This is a genomic window from Eisenbergiella massiliensis, from assembly GCF_003435485.1.
Genome location: NZ_QVLV01000032.1, coordinates 23396 through 39615 on the forward strand (window position 1 = coordinate 23396; position 16220 = coordinate 39615).

The 16220-nt window shown below is 51.0% G+C and carries 14 protein-coding genes; all 14 read left to right on the forward strand.

What is annotated here, in order from left to right; genetic code table 11:
• The first annotated feature begins 49 nt into the window (after positions 1-49).
• The 14 genes from alaS to DXC51_RS26570 all read left to right on the forward strand — a co-directional run bounded on the left by alaS (position 50) and on the right by DXC51_RS26570 (position 16218).
• A complete protein-coding gene (alaS, locus tag DXC51_RS26505; protein WP_117545738.1) occupies positions 50-2725 on the forward strand; it encodes an alanine--tRNA ligase in 2676 nt (891 codons plus the stop codon).
• A gap of 211 nt (positions 2726-2936) precedes the next feature.
• Positions 2937-3113, forward strand: coding sequence for a 30S ribosomal protein S21 (gene rpsU, locus DXC51_RS26510; RefSeq protein ID WP_009252110.1), 177 nt, complete (start codon positions 2937-2939; stop codon positions 3111-3113).
• A gap of 158 nt (positions 3114-3271) precedes the next feature.
• Complete coding sequence (locus DXC51_RS26515; protein ID WP_021637588.1) at positions 3272-3865, forward strand: putative ABC transporter permease; 594 nt, start codon at positions 3272-3274, stop codon at positions 3863-3865.
• 80 nt (positions 3866-3945) lie between these two features.
• Complete coding sequence (locus tag DXC51_RS26520) at positions 3946-5202, forward strand: GH25 family lysozyme (RefSeq protein WP_117545739.1); 1257 nt, start codon at positions 3946-3948, stop codon at positions 5200-5202.
• A gap of 202 nt (positions 5203-5404) precedes the next feature.
• On the forward strand, positions 5405-6595 hold the full coding sequence (locus tag DXC51_RS26525; protein ID WP_117545740.1) for a D-alanyl-D-alanine carboxypeptidase family protein: 1191 nt from the start codon (positions 5405-5407) through the stop codon (positions 6593-6595).
• 129 nt (positions 6596-6724) lie between these two features.
• Positions 6725-7588 carry a metallophosphoesterase gene (locus tag DXC51_RS26530; RefSeq protein WP_117545741.1) on the forward strand — a complete coding sequence of 288 codons (864 nt, stop codon included), beginning with the start codon at positions 6725-6727 and terminating at the stop codon, positions 7586-7588.
• Entirely contained in the window at positions 7588-8421 is an 834-nt protein-coding gene (locus DXC51_RS26535; RefSeq protein ID WP_117545742.1) for a segregation and condensation protein A, read from the forward strand. Before DXC51_RS26530 ends, DXC51_RS26535 begins: the two co-directional genes overlap by 1 nt.
• Positions 8421-8990 (forward strand): SMC-Scp complex subunit ScpB, encoded by a 570-nt coding sequence (gene scpB, locus DXC51_RS26540; RefSeq protein WP_025490918.1) that lies wholly within the window; start codon positions 8421-8423, stop codon positions 8988-8990. Before DXC51_RS26535 ends, scpB begins: the two co-directional genes overlap by 1 nt.
• Positions 8991-9131: 141 nt before the next feature.
• Complete coding sequence (locus tag DXC51_RS26545; protein ID WP_025490919.1) at positions 9132-10637, forward strand: flotillin family protein; 1506 nt, start codon at positions 9132-9134, stop codon at positions 10635-10637.
• Positions 10638-10728: 91 nt separating this feature from the next.
• On the forward strand, positions 10729-12042 hold the full coding sequence (locus DXC51_RS26550) for a D-alanyl-D-alanine carboxypeptidase family protein (protein WP_117545743.1): 1314 nt from the start codon (positions 10729-10731) through the stop codon (positions 12040-12042).
• A gap of 319 nt (positions 12043-12361) precedes the next feature.
• A complete protein-coding gene (locus tag DXC51_RS26555) occupies positions 12362-13792 on the forward strand; it encodes an acyl-CoA carboxylase subunit beta (RefSeq protein WP_021637597.1) in 1431 nt (476 codons plus the stop codon).
• 18 nt (positions 13793-13810) lie between these two features.
• Positions 13811-14566: an OadG family protein gene (locus DXC51_RS26560; protein ID WP_243003278.1), complete on the forward strand. Its 756-nt coding sequence runs from the start codon at positions 13811-13813 to the stop codon at positions 14564-14566.
• Between the two features lie 29 nt (positions 14567-14595).
• Positions 14596-14976 (forward strand): biotin/lipoyl-containing protein, encoded by a 381-nt coding sequence (locus DXC51_RS26565; RefSeq protein ID WP_021637599.1) that lies wholly within the window; start codon positions 14596-14598, stop codon positions 14974-14976.
• A gap of 90 nt (positions 14977-15066) precedes the next feature.
• Positions 15067-16218, forward strand: coding sequence for a sodium ion-translocating decarboxylase subunit beta (locus DXC51_RS26570; RefSeq protein ID WP_021637600.1), 1152 nt, complete (start codon positions 15067-15069; stop codon positions 16216-16218).
• The last annotated feature ends 2 nt before the right edge of the window (positions 16219-16220 follow it).

The following is a 16220-nucleotide window of genomic DNA, read 5'->3' on the forward strand; positions in this document are numbered from 1 at the left end:
AGCGTGTCTGAGATCCGTTTTGCGGCCCGGGAACCGGCCTGCGGGAAGGATGCGGACATACTGCAGTGATGTGGAGGAAAGAAACGTGAATAAATACGGAGTAAATGAACTGAGAAAGATGTTCCTTGACTTCTTTGAAAGCAAAGGACATCTGGTGATGAAAAGCTTTTCCCTGGTGCCGCATAACGACAACAGCCTGCTGTTAATCAATTCAGGCATGGCGCCGCTCAAGCCTTATTTTACAGGACAGGAGATTCCGCCCCGCAAAAGGGTGACTACCTGCCAGAAGTGTATCCGTACCGGCGATATTGAAAATATCGGCAAGACGGACAGGCACGGAACCTTTTTTGAAATGCTGGGCAACTTCTCCTTCGGAGATTATTTCAAGCATGAAGCGATTGCCTGGTGCTGGGAGTTCCTGACCGAAGTGGTGGGACTGGAAGCGGACAGGCTTTATCCTTCCGTATATCTGGATGATGATGAAGCCTTTGATATCTGGAATAAGGAAATCGGAATCCCGGCGGAGCGCATCTTCCGTTTCGGCAAGGAGGATAACTTCTGGGAACACGGCTCAGGCCCCTGCGGCCCCTGCTCCGAGGTTTACTATGACCGCGGCGAGAAGTACGGTTGCGGAAAGCCCGGCTGTACCGTAGGCTGCGAATGCGACCGCTATATTGAAGTATGGAACAATGTATTTACCCAGTTTGACAACGACGGACACGGAAACTATAAGGATCTGTCCCAGAAGAACATAGATACTGGCATGGGACTGGAACGTCTGGCTGCCGTTGTGCAGGATGTGGAGTCTATTTTTGATGTGGATACCATCCAGGCGTTGCGCAACCGCGTATGCGAGCTGGCGGGAAAGACCTACAAAGAAAAGCATGAATGGGACGTATCCATCCGTATTGTAACGGATCATATCCGTTCCGCCACCTTTATGATTTCAGACGGCATCATGCCCTCCAATGAAGGAAGGGGCTATGTGCTGCGCCGTATCATCCGCCGCGCGGCCCGTCATGGAAGGCTTCTGGGAATCGAAGGAGATTTCCTGGCCAACTTGAGCAGTACGGTAATTGAAGGAAGCAAAGACGGTTATCCGGAGCTGGAAGAGAAAAAGGACTTTATTTTCAACGTCCTGACGCAGGAAGAAAGCAAATTCAACAAAACCATTGACCAGGGCCTGAATATTCTGGCCGAGATGGAAGAGAATATGGAGAAGGAAGGCAGGACGCAGCTTTCGGGCGAAGATGCTTTCCGGCTTTATGATACCTATGGCTTCCCTCTGGATCTCACCATGGAAATCCTGGAGGAGAAGAACCTCACCATTGATGAGGAGGGCTTCCAGGCTGCCATGAAGGAGCAGAAGGAAAAAGCCCGCAAGGCCAGGAAGGTAACCAACTATATGGGCGCGGACGTTACGGTTTATGAGTCCATCGACCCTGCTATCACTTCTGAATTCGTAGGCTATGACAAGCTGTCATGGGAATCTGGCGTAACGGCAATGACTACGGAGGAGGCTGTTGTGGATGCCCTTACCGACGGGGAGTCCGGCACGATTATCGTGGCGCAGACACCCTTCTACGGAACCATGGGCGGACAGTGCGGCGATACCGGTGTAATCCGCTGCGGCGACGGTGAATTTGTAGTACAGGATACCATTCATCTGGCAGGCGGCAAAATTGGCCATATCGGAAGAATGACCAGTGGAATGATCAAGCTGGGTGATAAAGTGGAGCTTTCCGTGAATCCTGCAGGAAGAGCGGATACCTGCAAGAACCACAGCGCAACCCACCTTCTTCAGAAAGCCCTGCGCACTGTGCTCGGTTCCCATGTGGAACAGGCCGGTTCCTATGTGGATGCCCACAGGCTGCGTTTTGACTTCAGCCATTTTTCCGCCATGACCCCGGAGGAGCTGGCAAAGGTTGAGCAGATTGTAAATGATGAAATCAATGCGCATCTTCCCGTCAGGACTTCAGTCATGACGCTGGAGGAAGCGAAGAAAACAGGCGCGATGGCGCTGTTTGGCGAGAAATACGGCGACAGTGTGCGCGTGGTGCAGATGGGAGATTTCTCCACAGAGCTGTGCGGCGGCACCCATGTGGCCAATACCGGTGATATTGCCGTATTCAAGATCCTTTCGGAAAGCGGTGTGGCGGCAGGCGTGAGAAGAATTGAGGCGCTTACCGGCCCGGGCGTATTCGCTTACTATAAAGAACTGGAAGACAGGCTTTCAGAGGCCGCGAAGATTGTGAAGGCGACTCCCGCCAATCTTACGGAGAAGCTTACGCACCTTATGGCTGAGGTGAAGCAGCTTTCCAGTGAAAACGAATCCTTAAAGAGCAAGGCTGCCAGGGAATCCCTGGGCAATGTCATGGATCAGGTGAAGGAGATCAAGGGTGTGAAGCTGCTGGCTGCCAAGGCGGACGGCGCTGACATGAACGGTCTCCGCGATCTGGGAGACCAGCTTAAAGAGAAGCTGGGCGAGGGCGTTGTTGTCCTGGCTTCTGAAAAAGACGGAAAGGTGAACCTGGTGGCGATGGCAACGGACAGCGCTATGGCACAGGGAGCCCATGCCGGCAATCTGATCAAGGGAATCGCGGCACTGGTAGGCGGAGGCGGCGGCGGACGTCCGAACATGGCGCAGGCCGGAGGAAAGAATCCCGCAGGAATCCCCCAGGCGATTGCCGAAGTGGAGAAGGTTCTGGAAGGACAGCTTAAGTAACTTGTTAACAGCACGGAAATTTGGAAAAAGTGACCAAAAACTGATGAAAAAAGGACTTTCAATGCACTTTTTCTTAAAATATACTTAAATTGCAAAAAAAATGGTTGACGTACCTGTAATTTTTGGTATAATGTTTCTTGTGCATTGGTATGCATAAAAAACCCAATCAGTCGTGAACTTGAAGGGACTGAAGGGAGGTCAGGTGTGAGCTATGTCAAACATTATCGTAAAAGAAAATGAGACTTTGGACAGCGCTTTACGTCGTTTTAAAAGAAGCTGCGCAAAAGCCGGGATCCAGCAGGAAATCCGCAAGAGAGAGCATTACGAGAAGCCCAGCGTAAGACGTAAGAAGAAATCCGAAGCGGCTAGAAAACGTAAATATAACTAAGCAAACGGAAGTCCTTGGCATTTACTACCAAGGACTTGTGTTTTATCCGGCTGGAAATTTCTGCCAGGGAGATTGGGCTGACGCTGCTTTATACGGAAGCTGCATTCAGGACATCCTGTGCATTGAACTGAAGGCCGGAGATCAGAGGGGAAAGAAATATGTGGATAGGTGGAATACTGGGAAATGATGTTTATCATCTGCTCGCGGCGTTCTGTATTTACAGTATTTTGGGCTGGTTTGTGGAATCTGTCTACATGTCGTTCTGTAACCGCAGGCTGACAAACAGAGGATTTGCAAAAGGTCCATTTTGCCCTATTTATGGGATCGGAGCGCTTGCAGGCTATTTTTTACTGCGCCCTTTTGCCGGGAATCCGGTAATGCTGTACCTGGCGGGAGCCTTTACGGCGACTGTCTTTGAGTACATGGTAGGGCGTCTGATGCTTCGCCTTTTCGGTGAGGTATGGTGGGACTACAGGGAGAAGCCCTTTAACTATCAGGGAATTATCTGCCTGGAAAGTACAATAGCATGGGGATTTTATGCGGTAATCATAATCGGTTATCTCCATCAGGCTGTGATGGATGTTGCCTCATGGTATACATACGGCCCCGGATTGTGGGTGCTGAAAGCGATTATTTTTATTTTTACAATTGACTTTTTACATCAGCTGCTTGCTGCGCTGCACTTCAATGTGACGGATCAGAGGGACAGGCTGGTGGAAAAATATCAGGAATTCAAAGCCAGATGGTATTAACTCTGACGTAAAAGGCGGGGACCTTCAGGCCCCCGTCTTTTATTATTCATCGGGACACAAAAGCAGGAGGGAAGCTACATATGAACTGGAAGAAAAGAATTGTCAGCCTGGCGCTGGCTGCGGTAATCGGGCTGAGCACGTTCCTTGCGTCCGGCGTGGATGCGGAAGCGGCCGGAGCCATAGCAAAGGGGATTGACGTTTCCAAATATCAGGGCGCCATTAACTGGAGCGCGGTGGCAGCGGAGGGATACAGCTTTGCATTTATTAAGGTAGGCAGCGCCAAGAGCGGCCTGGATCCTTATTTTGCCGCCAACATGGTGGGAGCCAATGCGGCGGGGCTTAAGACGGGAGTTTATCTTTATTCTTATGCCACGACAGTTGAGGCGGCCATGGCGGAGGCCCAGTTCACACTGGCTGCCATCGCGCCCTTTACGGTAAGCATGCCCGTGGTTTTTGATCTTGAGGATGCGGTGCATAAAACGATGACTCCGGAGCAGCTGCAGGCGCTTACGGTGGTTTTCTGTTCCATTATACAGAGTGCAGGCTACCAGCCCATGGTGTACTCCAGCAAGAACTGGCTGACACAGAGAGTTGGTCCAATTCCTTTTGACGTATGGGTGGCACAGTATGCAGAGGCCTGTGAATATCCCAATCCGGCCTTCTGGCAGTTTTCCAACAGCGGAACGGTGAGCGGAATTGATGGACGTGTGGATTTGAATTTCCAGTTCAAGGATTATTCCAATATCATCATCCCTTACGGCTTTACCACAAGGGGCGGTAATACCTATTTTTACAATAATTACCGTATGCAGTACGGCTGGGTGGACTATGAAGGGAACCGTTATTTCATGAATGCGGACGGAACCCTTTACACCAATGGCTGGCTGACGGACGGCGTAAATACCTTCTATATGGACACGAAGGACGGCCATATGCTCCATGATCTGGTGAATATCCAGGGAAAGAATTACTATTTCGACGTAAACGGCTTCATGCAGAAGGGATTTGTAAACATCGGCGGCCTGACCTATCTGTTCGGTGCGGACGGTTCCATGCAGTACGGCTGGTTTACCGATGAGAAGGGCGTACGCTACTTCCAGGAGGACGGCAGCATGGCGATGAACAAGACGCTGGTGCTGGACGGCAAGACCTATATATTCGATGCAACAGGCTACGGCCAGGAAGTGGTGGTGCCGGATATCGATCTGACCGGCGTGGATCCTTCCACCTGGGTGCTTGACCCGGCGACAGGGAACATGATTGACACCGCAACGGGGCTTCCTGTGGATCCTGCAATCGCCGCAGCGGTAATCGCCCAGGCACAGGCGGCGCAGTAACCGGATAAAATATAAAAGGTGTAAGAAGCGCGGCACAGGAATTCAGGTGCCCGAAAGGAACCGCGGATCTGCCGGAGTGATAAAGCTCCGGCGGAACCGCGGATTTTTCTTTTTATTTTCAGGGACAGGCACGCCGAAGGAATAATCCCCCCAGGTCTACATAAAATGTGTTATAGAACTTATGTAGAGGGGAGTTTCCCTTATGAATTGTGTGTATCGAAAGGTGACGGTGAGGAAAATCATTTCTTTCATGCTGGTCATATGTCTGATATGGATGCCGGGGATAAAGGCGTATGCGGAGGAAGGCGCTCCGGTTACCATTGCAGCGCCCTCTGCCATTCTGCTGGAGGCATCTACCGGAACTGTGATCTATGAACAGAATGCGGACGCTGCCTGTTCTCCGGCCAGCATTACCAAAATCATGACGCTGCTGCTGATTTTTGAAGCGCTGGAAAGAGGGGACATCAAGCTGGAGGATGAAGTGATGACCAGCGCCCATGCGCAGTCCATGGGCGGCTCCCAGGTTTTTCTGGAGGAAGGGGAAATGCAGACGGTGGACACCATGATCAAATGTATTGCGGTGGCCAGCGGAAATGATGCGGCAGTGGCCATGGCGGAGTTCATTGCGGGCAGTGAAGAAGAATTTGTCTCCAGGATGAATGAAAAAGCGCAGGCGCTGGGGATGAACGGCACTCATTTTGAGGACTGCTGCGGCCTGACGGATTCGGATAATCACTATACCACGGCCCGGGATGTGGCGGCCATGTCAAGGGAGCTGATTACAAGGCATCCGGATGTTTTTAATTACACCATGATCTGGATGGAGGATATCACCCACAATACGGCAAGGGGCAGCTCCACCTTTACCCTTTCCAGCACCAATAAGCTGCTGAAGCAGTACCAGTGGACCACGGGCCTGAAAACCGGTTCCACCAGCAAGGCGAAATATTGCCTGTCCGCCACGGCCAGGAAGGATGATATTGATCTGATAGCTGTGGTAATGACAGCGCCGGATTATAAGGTACGTTTCAGCGATGCGGCCACCCTGCTTAACTATGGCTACAGCGTGAGCGCCCTGTATAAGGATGCCAACCAGGATGCGCTGCCCAGGCTTCTCATTGACGGCGGCGTCCAGGATGACGCGGGCCTGTCCTATCAGCAGGGCTTTTCCTATCTGGACGTGAAGGGAAATGATTTGAGCACTATAGAAAAGGTGATACATCTTCCGGAGAGCGCACAGGCACCGGTAAAGGCGGGAGATAAGGCGGGAGAAGCGGTCTACAGGCTGAATGGAGAGACGATTGGCACCGTGCCCATCCTGTTTTCCGAGAATGTGGAGAAGGCCGTTTACCGGGATTATGTTTTGAAAGTTCTGGCATATTTTCTTTTATAATATTTAAAAATATGATATACTGCTGATAACTGTTCAGCATCCCCTTTTCGTGCAGGCGGCCGGAGCAGGGATGCCGTACAGCTGCTGCTTCTTATATATAAGAGGAGCTGAAGGCAAAGGAGTAAGCGATTGATACAGATTTTATTGGGCCTGATGGCTTTATGTGTTCTTTTTTTCCTTGTTGTTATTATACGGGATGTCAACCGTTTTGTAACCGTTGAATACCGCATCCCCTGCAGGGGACTGAAGAAGAGCTGCTGTTTCGTCATGCTCTCCGATCTGCATAACAAGCAGTTCGGGGAACATAACGGCAGGCTGCTTGAAGCGGTGGAGGAGTGCCGTCCCGACGGCGTCCTGATTGCGGGGGATATGCTGACCTCACAGGTTTCCGGCTCCTTTGCGCCGGCGCTGGAGACGGTGAGCGCCCTGGCGGAGAAGTATCCGGTTTATTATGCCAACGGCAATCACGAATACCGTGTGAAAACGGATACGGAGAGGTACGAGGACCGGTATGAGCGATATGCAAAGCAGCTGCGCCGGGCGGGAGTGGTGCTCCTGGAAAATGAGAGCGTTTTACTGCCGGAAACGGGAATCCGGATTTTCGGCGTGGAAATCGATATGGATTATTATAAGAAGCTTCGCAAAAGTGTGATGAAGGTTTCTTACCTCAATTCGCTGTTGGGACGACCCTGCGCGGATGAATATAACATCCTGCTTGCCCACAATCCGGATTATTTCCAGGCCTATGCGGGTTGGGGAGCGGATCTGGTGCTTTCCGGGCATGTGCATGGCGGCATTATGCGGCTGCCGGTGCTGGGAGGCGTGCTTTCCCCGGCGCTGCGCCTTTTCCCCAGATATGACGGGGGCCTGTATGAGGAAGGAAAGAGTAAAATGGTACTGGGCAGGGGGCTGGGAACCCACACGCTGCCAATACGGGTATTTAACCCGGGAGAACTGATTGTGGTCCGCCTGGAGCCGGAAAGAGGGAACTGATGGCGATCGAAGTCAAGCTGCAGGTATTCGAAGGCCCGCTGGACCTTCTGCTGCATTTAATAGAAAAGAATAAAGTGGATATTTACGATATCCCGATTGCGGAAATCACGGAGCAGTACATGGAGTATATCCGTCAGATGGAAGAAGGGGATATGAATGTGATGAGCGAGTTTCTGCTGATGGCGGCCACGCTGCTGGATATCAAATGCAGGATGCTTCTTCCCCGGGAAGTGAATGAAGAGGGCGAGGAAGAGGACCCCAGGGCGGAGCTCGTTCAGAAGCTGCTGGAGTATAAGGCTTATAAATATATGTCCTATGAGCTTCGGGACATGCAGGTGGATGCCCTGAAGGTTTTCTATAAGCCCCCCACCATTCCTGAGGAGGTGCTGAAGTTCAGGGAGCCGGTCAATTATGAGGAGCTGCTTGCGGATCTGACGCTGACCCGATTGAATGAAATTTTCAGAAACTGCCTGAAACGGCAGGAGGACAAGGTGGATCCTGTCCGCAGCCATTTCGGAAGGATAGAAAAGGATGAGGTCAACATTGACGCCAAGGCAAATTATGTGGCCGGTTACATAAGAAGCCATAAGCGGATGAATTTCAGGGAGCTTCTGGAGAACCAGAAAAGCAGGATGGATGTCATCGTCACCTTTCTGGTGGTACTGGAGCTGATGAAGACGGGCGTTGTTTCCGTAGAGCAGGAATCCATTGAGGATGATATTATCATTACCACCCGGGAAATCCCGGAGGACGGGCTGGAATTCCATGGCCTGACCTCGCTGGGGGACGTTGTGGGGGAGAATGAGGACATTGACAGGGAGGAAAATCAGTGATGGAGCGCAGACAGCAGGAGGCGGCCATTGAAGCGGTTCTTTTCGCCATGGGGGAATCCGTGGAAATAGACAAGCTGGCTGAGGTGATAGAGGAAGAGGAAGAGACGGCCAGGCAGATTATTGCTGAAATGAAGGATAAGTGGGAGAAGGAAGGCAGAGGGGTTTCCATTGTGGAATTTGAAAATGCCTACCAGATGTGTACCAGAGGGGATATGTATGAATATCTGCTCAAGGTGGCCAAAACCCCGAAAAAATATGTCCTGACGGAAACCCTTCTGGAAACGCTCTCCATTATCGCCTATAAACAGCCGGTAACCAAGCTGGATATTGAAAGAATCCGCGGAGTCAACTGCGATCACGCGGTAAACAGGCTCATTGAATTTGATCTCGTGACGGAGCTTGGCAGGATGGACGCGCCGGGAAGGCCGCTTCTGTTCGGAACGACGGAACAGTTCCTGAGAAGCTTCGGGGTGAAATCCCTGGAGGATCTGCCTGAGTTAAATGAGATGAAGCTGGAAGAATTCAAGGAGGAGGCCGAGGAAGAGGCCGAGCTTGCTTTGAACATATAAAGGTTCCCAGGCCCTGGCGGTTTTGCTTTCCATAAAGCAAAGGGCAGCTCCGTATGGGCCATAGAACACGGTGATCCGCCGTTAAAACGGATGCCGCATATAAATTTGCCGCAAGGCACCTACGAAAAAGGAGGAGAAGGTATGATACAGTTACCATATATCATTGCCGGAGTAGTCATCATTTTAGTAATTGTCATTATATTCACCGGATATAAGAAAGCGCCCCCGGATACGGCCTTTATTATTTCCGGCCTGCGTAAGAAGATCATTATCGGAAAGGCCAGCGTGAAGCTTCCGTTCCTGGAAAGAATGGATAAGCTGAGCCTGAAGCTGATCGCCATTGACGTAAAGACCACCAATGCGGTCCCCACTGCGGATTACATCAATATCCAGGTGGATGCGGCGGTTAATGTGAAGATCAGCAGCGAGCCTTCCAGGCTTGCCCTGGCGGCGCAGAACTTCCTGAACCAGAATACCCAGTACATTGCATCCATTGCCAGAGAGGTGCTGGAAGGCAACATGAGAGAGATCGTGGGCCGCATGCGTCTGGAGGAGATGGTCAGCGACCGTCAGAAATTCGCCAATCTGGTAAAAGAGAATGCGGAACCCGACCTGGCTGCCATGGGTCTTGATATCGTCAGCTTCAACGTGCAGAATTTCTCCGATGGCAACGGCGTCATCGAAGATCTGGGAATTGACAATATTTCCCAGATTAAGAAAAAAGCTGCCATTGCAAAGGCGGAGGCGGAAAAGGAAATCGCCGTTGCCAAAGCGGAGGCAGATCGCCAGGCCAATGACGCAAGGATTAATTCAGAACGTGAAATTGCCAAAAAGAACAATGAGCTTGCACTGCAGAAGGCCGAACTGAAGAAGATGGAGGATACCAAGAAGGCGGAAGCGGACGCAGCCTACAGTATCCAACAGCAGCAGCAGAGAAAGACCATTGAAATTACCACGGCGGAAGCCAGCATCGCCAAGCAGGAAAAGGAAGTCATCCTGAAGCAGCGCGAGGCCGAGGTGCAGGAAAAGGCGCTGGACGCACAGGTAAAGAAGAAAGCGGAAGCAGACCGCTACGCGCGTCAGCAGCAGTCAGAGGCTGAACTGTATGAAAGACAGAAGAGGGCTGAGGCTGAGAAATTCGAGACTGAGAAGAGCGCCATGGCCATGAAGGCTACGGCGGAAGCCCAGGCGTTTGCAAAGGAGCAGGAGGCTGCCGGTATCCGCATGGTCGGTGAGGCGGAAGCGGAGGCTATCCGTGCCAGGGGTCTTGCGGAAGCGGAGGCCATGGAGAAAAAGGCGCTGGCTTACCAGAAGTACAACAATGCCGCCATGGCGGAAATGCTCATTAATGTACTGCCTGATATCGCCGGAAAGATTGCGGAGCCTCTCACCAAGATCGACAAAATTACCATTATCGGCAGCGGAGACAGCGACGGCGTGGGCGCCGTGGCGGATCATGTGCCTGCCGTTATGACGAAGCTGTTTGAAACCATGAAGGAAACCGTGGGAATAGATATGTCCGAAATCGTAAAGGCAGGCACCTATGATGCCAAGGTAAACCGGAATATCAATATCAGCGGCGTAACGCAGGAGGAAGCATCCAAAGCGGCTGCACAGGCTGCGGCTGTTGAGGCTATGGGGGATTAATTCCCAAAAATTACATCGCAGGAAAAGCTGCATACATAAAAACGTTACCGCGGCAATAAAATGTATCAATACATTGCGAACAGGTATCCGTATGCGCACAAAATTTTTTCATGTGATAGTTCTTTCCTGTATCCTGGCACTCAGCCCGGCTGTCCTATTTCCCGTAAGACCTCTTGAGGTAAGTGCCCGGGAGAATGATGAAAATAGTACAACCAGTGAATTATACGCCCTGTCCGCCGTCCTTATGGATGCGGACAACGGGCGTATTTTGCTGCAGAAAAATGCTTCGGAGGTGCTGCCCATGGCCAGCACAACCAAGATCATGACCTGTATCCTGGCGCTTGAGCAGGCAAGTCCAGACGATTATGTTTCCGTTTCCTCCTATGCGGCGGGCATGCCCAAGGTCCATCTAGGCGTATCCAGGGGGCAGGTGTTCCGGCTGGGTGATCTGCTCTATTCCCTGATGCTGGAATCCCATAATGACTCGGCCGCCATTATAGCCGAGCATGTAGGCAACTGCCTGGACGGGGGCGGCAAACGCAGCGCGGACAATTCGGAGGAGGAGAGCAGGGCGGCCGTACTGCGGTTTGCAGCGCTGATGAATGCGAAGGCGGAGGAGATCGGCTGTACGGATACTTTTTTCATTACGCCCAACGGCCTTGACGCCATTATGACTTATACGGACGATGAGGGGAACGAGGCCCAGCGGCAGCATTCCACCACAGCCGGGGATCTGGCCCGCATCATGAGCTACTGCATTACCGATTCCCCCAAAAAGGAGGATTTCCTTGCAATCACCCGGACTCCCAATTATTCTTTTACCGATTATAAGCTGGGGGAAGATAATCAATGGTTAACGGGAAGCAGGCAGTTTTCCTGTACGAACCACAATGCCTTCCTTAATATGATGGAAGGGGCGCTCACCGGAAAGACCGGCTTTACGGGCAAAGCAGGCTACTGTTACGTAGGGGCGCTTTCCAGGGAGGGAAAGACCTTCTCCATCGCCCTGCTTGCCTGCGGCTGGCCGAACCATAAGAGCTGGAAATGGCACGATGCCAAGCTGCTGTATGAATACGGGCTTGCCAATTATGAGAAAAGGAATATTTATGAAAAGGCAGAGCTGGCGCCGGTGCCGGTAACGGGTGGAATCCAGGCGGAAATGCCCCTCCAGGTGCAGGAACAGGAGATTTCTCTGCTGCTGTGTGATCAGGATGAGGTGCGCATGGAGGCGGAGATCCCTGAGACTATGGAAGCGCCCGTACAGGCCGGGAAAACGGTGGGCTTTGAAACCTACTATGTCAACGGCGAGGTATATGCCCAGCTGCCGATCACCACGGCGGCGGATGTGCTTGCGCTCACCTACCGGTACTGCCTGGACTGTATCCTGGAGCTGTTCTGGCTCTGATGCAAAGCACGGCCGGCCGATCCGTAAAAGAAAAATATGGCAGAGAGGAAAGCTGCTGAAAAAACAGGGGAATTTGCACGGAAAAAAACCGAAAAAAATTTGTTTTCTGCATGAAAATTTTACTTTTTCCATCTAGTCCTTTTTCAGGTTTCGTGTTATACTACTAAAATACGGATGCTATGAGCACGGGTCAGGAAGCAGCGGTGAGGTTGTCCCAATCAGAACCACTGCCCGCGGCCGCAGATTTCAGCCTGCAGGTGCTTGTACAGCCGTAGATTAAAGTTAACTTTTTTATTAATATAAAATGGAGGGCTGAAAAATGAGTATTACTTCACAAGCGAGTCAAAGAATTACCGCTTTGCTCGATGACAACAGTTTCGTTGAAATTGGCGCTATGGTAACTGCCAGAGCAACTGATTTCAATTTGAAACAGACAGAAACTCCTTCCGACGGATGTATCACCGGCTATGGAGTGATTGAAGGCAACCTTGTGTATGTTTACAGCCAGGACGCTTCCGTATTGGGCGGCAGTATTGGCGAGATGCATGCAAAGAAGATTGCCGGACTCTATGATCTGGCGATGAAGACAGGCGCACCTGTGATTGGCCTGATTGATTCCGCCGGACTCAGATTACAGGAAGCAACGGATGCGCTGAACGCTTTCGGGGAGATCTATAAGAAACAGACGCTTGCTTCCGGTGTTATTCCTCAGATTACAGCTGTTTTCGGAACCTGCGGCGGCGGACTTGCACTGTTCCCCGCGCTGACCGATTTTACCTTCATGGAAGAGAAGAAGGCCAGGCTGTTTGTAAACGCGCCCAATGCGCTTGCAGGAAATGAAATTTCCAAATGTGATACCTCCAGTGCGGCTTTCCAGAGTGAAGAAGCAGGTATCGTGGATTTCGTTGGTGACGAAGCAGCCGTTCTCGGACAGATCAGGGATCTGGTATGCATGCTTCCTTCCAACAATGAAGATGACAATTCTTTCGTGGAATGCACGGACGATCTGAACCGTGCGGAAGCATCTCTGGCCAACTGTGTGGGAGATACATCCATCGCTCTTTCCACTATCGCAGACGACAATGCTTTTGTTGAAGTTAAGGCTGCATATGCCAAAGAAATGGTAACCGGCTTTATGAAGCTGAACGGTATTACCGTAGGCGCTGTGGCTAACCGCTGTGAAGTTTACAATGACGAAGGTGAGAAGACCGCTTCCTTTGATGCTGCGCTTTCTCCCGCAGGCTGTGATAAGGCCGCTGAATTCGTCAGCTTCTGCGATGCCTTCAATATTCCGGTACTTACACTGACCAACGTAAACGGCTTTACGGCGGACAAGTGCTCCGAGAAGAAGATTGCAAAGGCTGCTGCCAGACTTACATATGCGTTTGCGGACGCAACTGTTCCGAAGGTTAATGTTATTATCGGAAAGGCTTACGGAAGCGCTTACGTTGCAATGAATTCCAAGGCTATCGGCGCAGATATGACCTACTGCTGGCCGGATGCTGAAATCGGAACCATGGATGCCAAGCTGGCAGCCAAGATCATCTGCGACGGACAGGGTGCTGACGCAGTGAATGAATGTGCAAAGGAATATGCTTACCTGCAGACCAGCGCAGTTTCTGCTGCTAAGAGAGGATATGTGGATGCTATTATCGAACCCGCCGATACAAGAAAATATGTAATCGGTGCATTCGAGATGCTCTTCACAAAGAGAGAAGACCGCCCTGCAAAAAAACACGGTACAGTATAAGAAAGGATGATACTTAATATGAAAAAAAGGTTGTTAGTATTAGGTATGGCTATCATCTGTATCTTCGGCATGACGGCCTGTGGCAAAGCCGCAGATGAGTCTGCAGCGAATGCACTTGGTATAACGGAAGAGGGAGCTATCAATTATGCGGACCAGGTACTTGATTCCGTAAGGACCATTGTGGAACAGGAAATGCAGGATCAGTATGCAAACGACGCAGTAGTTTCCGCGGCCCTGACAAGTTGGGCTTCCGCGATGGAAGATATCGGGGAATTCAAGTCTGTTACGGACCATGAGGTAATTGTTGACAAGGACGGCGCCACCATTAATGTCATGGTGGAAGGAACCGATCATGATGCGGTTGTGGAAATCCTTTTGGATGACCAGCTGACACTGACCGGTATTACGACGAACGTTAAGTATTCCATGGGAGAGCTTATGGAAAAAGCGGCCCTGAATACCATTCTTGGTATGGGAACCGTATTCGTTGTACTGATTCTTATCAGCCTGATTATTTCCTGCTTCGTAGTAATTCCTAAAATACAGGATGCTTTCACAGGAAAGAAAAAGGAAACCGCAGAGCCGGTATCCGTACCCGCTGCACCTGCTCCCGCAGCAGCAGCGGCCGTTGAAGAAGATCTGACAGATGATTATGAACTGGTAGCAGTTATTGCAGCCGCCATTGCAGCAAGCGAAGGAGCTGCATCCACGGACGGTTTTGTAGTAAGAAGCATCAGACGCGCCAATACCAGCAAATGGAAAGCTAATTATTAAATAATTGTTTAACAGGAGGAAATTTCACCATGAAGAATTATACAATTACCGTTAACGGAAACGTATATGATGTAGTAGTAGAAGAAGGCGCTTCCACAGGCGCACCCGCAGCAGCTCCCAAAGCAGCACCGAAGGCGGCTCCCAAGGCAGCTCCCGCTGCAGCACCCAAAGCAGCAGCTCCCGCAGGCGCAGCAGGCAGCGTGAAGATTGAAGCCGGCGCAGCAGGAAAAGTATTCAGCATTGACGCCAAGGTTGGACAGGCTGTTAAGGCTGGTGATGCTATTGTTACTATTGAAGCAATGAAGATGGAAATCCCTGTTGTTGCTCCTTCTGACGGAACCGTGGCAAGTATTGACGTGGCTGTTGGCGATGCCGTTGAAGCAGGCGGTCTGCTTGCAACATTAAACTAATCAGAAGAAGCGGTTTATACCGTTTTCTACCAAAGCCCATGAAGTCGTGATTTATGAGTTTTGGCTGAAATAACATGGGAGGTCAACAGAATGGATTACATAGTAACCACATTAGACAATCTGGTGCATCAGACGGCATTCTTCAACCTGACCTGGGGAAACTACCTGATGATCGCAGTAGCTTGTATCTTTCTTTACCTGGCAATTGCCAAGGGTTTTGAGCCTCTGCTTTTAACTCCGATTGCATTCGGTATGCTGCTTGTTAATATCTATCCTGATATTATGCTGCATGCGGAAGACGCGGCCAACGGAGTGGGCGGACTGCTCTATTATTTCTACAAACTGGATGAGTGGGCAATCCTGCCGTCCCTGATTTTCCTGGGCGTAGGCGCCATGACGGACTTCGGTCCCCTGATTGCAAACCCCAAGAGCTTCCTGCTGGGCGCAGCGGCGCAGTTCGGTATCTTCGCAGCTTATTTCGGAGCTATCGGCCTGGGCTTCAATGACAAAGCGGCAGCCGCTATTTCAATTATCGGCGGCGCTGACGGCCCTACCTCCATTTTCCTCTGCGGTAAGCTGGGACAGACAACTCTTCTGGGGCCCATTGCGGTAGCGGCATATTCCTATATGTCCCTGGTTCCGATTATCCAGCCGCCTATCATGAAGCTTCTTACCACAGAGAAGGAAAGAAAAATCAAAATGGAACAGCTTCGTCCCGTTACCAAGCTGGAGAAAATCCTGTTCCCTATTATTGTTACCATCGTTGTATGTCTGATTCTTCCTACCACAGCACCCCTTGTTGGTATGCTGATGTTAGGTAACCTGTTCAGAGAATCCGGCGTTGTAAGACAGCTGACAGACACAGCCTCCAATGCCCTGATGTACATTGTAGTTATCCTGCTGGGAACTTCCGTAGGCGCTACAACAAGTGCAGAAGCATTCCTGAATCTGGATACCCTGAAAATCGTTGCTTTGGGACTGCTCGCATTTGCGTTTGGTACTGCAGCAGGCGTGCTCTTCGGTAAGCTGATGTGTGTAGTAACTCACGGCAAGGTCAATCCTCTGATTGGATCAGCCGGTGTATCCGCAGTGCCTATGGCAGCCAGAGTTTCTCAGAAGGTCGGTGCCGAAGCGGATCCTACGAACTTCCTGTTGATGCATGCTATGGGACCCAACGTAGCCGGCGTTATCGGTACTGCAGTTGCAGCCGGTACCTTCATGGCTATCTTCGGAGTATTCTGATT

Coding starts and splice junctions, on each gene's coding strand:
- alaS (WP_117545738.1), top strand. CDS start 50: ATGCGGACATACTGCAGTGATGTGGAGGAAAGAAACGTGAATAAATAC.
- rpsU (WP_009252110.1), top strand. CDS start 2,937: ATGTCAAACATTATCGTAAAAGAAAATGAGACTTTGGACAGCGCTTTA.
- DXC51_RS26515 (WP_021637588.1), top strand. CDS start 3,272: ATGTGGATAGGTGGAATACTGGGAAATGATGTTTATCATCTGCTCGCG.
- DXC51_RS26520 (WP_117545739.1), top strand. CDS start 3,946: ATGAACTGGAAGAAAAGAATTGTCAGCCTGGCGCTGGCTGCGGTAATC.
- DXC51_RS26525 (WP_117545740.1), top strand. CDS start 5,405: ATGAATTGTGTGTATCGAAAGGTGACGGTGAGGAAAATCATTTCTTTC.
- DXC51_RS26535 (WP_117545742.1), top strand. CDS start 7,588: ATGGCGATCGAAGTCAAGCTGCAGGTATTCGAAGGCCCGCTGGACCTT.
- scpB (WP_025490918.1), top strand. CDS start 8,421: ATGGAGCGCAGACAGCAGGAGGCGGCCATTGAAGCGGTTCTTTTCGCC.
- DXC51_RS26545 (WP_025490919.1), top strand. CDS start 9,132: ATGATACAGTTACCATATATCATTGCCGGAGTAGTCATCATTTTAGTA.
- DXC51_RS26550 (WP_117545743.1), top strand. CDS start 10,729: ATGCGCACAAAATTTTTTCATGTGATAGTTCTTTCCTGTATCCTGGCA.
- DXC51_RS26555 (WP_021637597.1), top strand. CDS start 12,362: ATGAGTATTACTTCACAAGCGAGTCAAAGAATTACCGCTTTGCTCGAT.
- DXC51_RS26560 (WP_243003278.1), top strand. CDS start 13,811: ATGAAAAAAAGGTTGTTAGTATTAGGTATGGCTATCATCTGTATCTTC.
- DXC51_RS26565 (WP_021637599.1), top strand. CDS start 14,596: ATGAAGAATTATACAATTACCGTTAACGGAAACGTATATGATGTAGTA.
- DXC51_RS26570 (WP_021637600.1), top strand. CDS start 15,067: ATGGATTACATAGTAACCACATTAGACAATCTGGTGCATCAGACGGCA.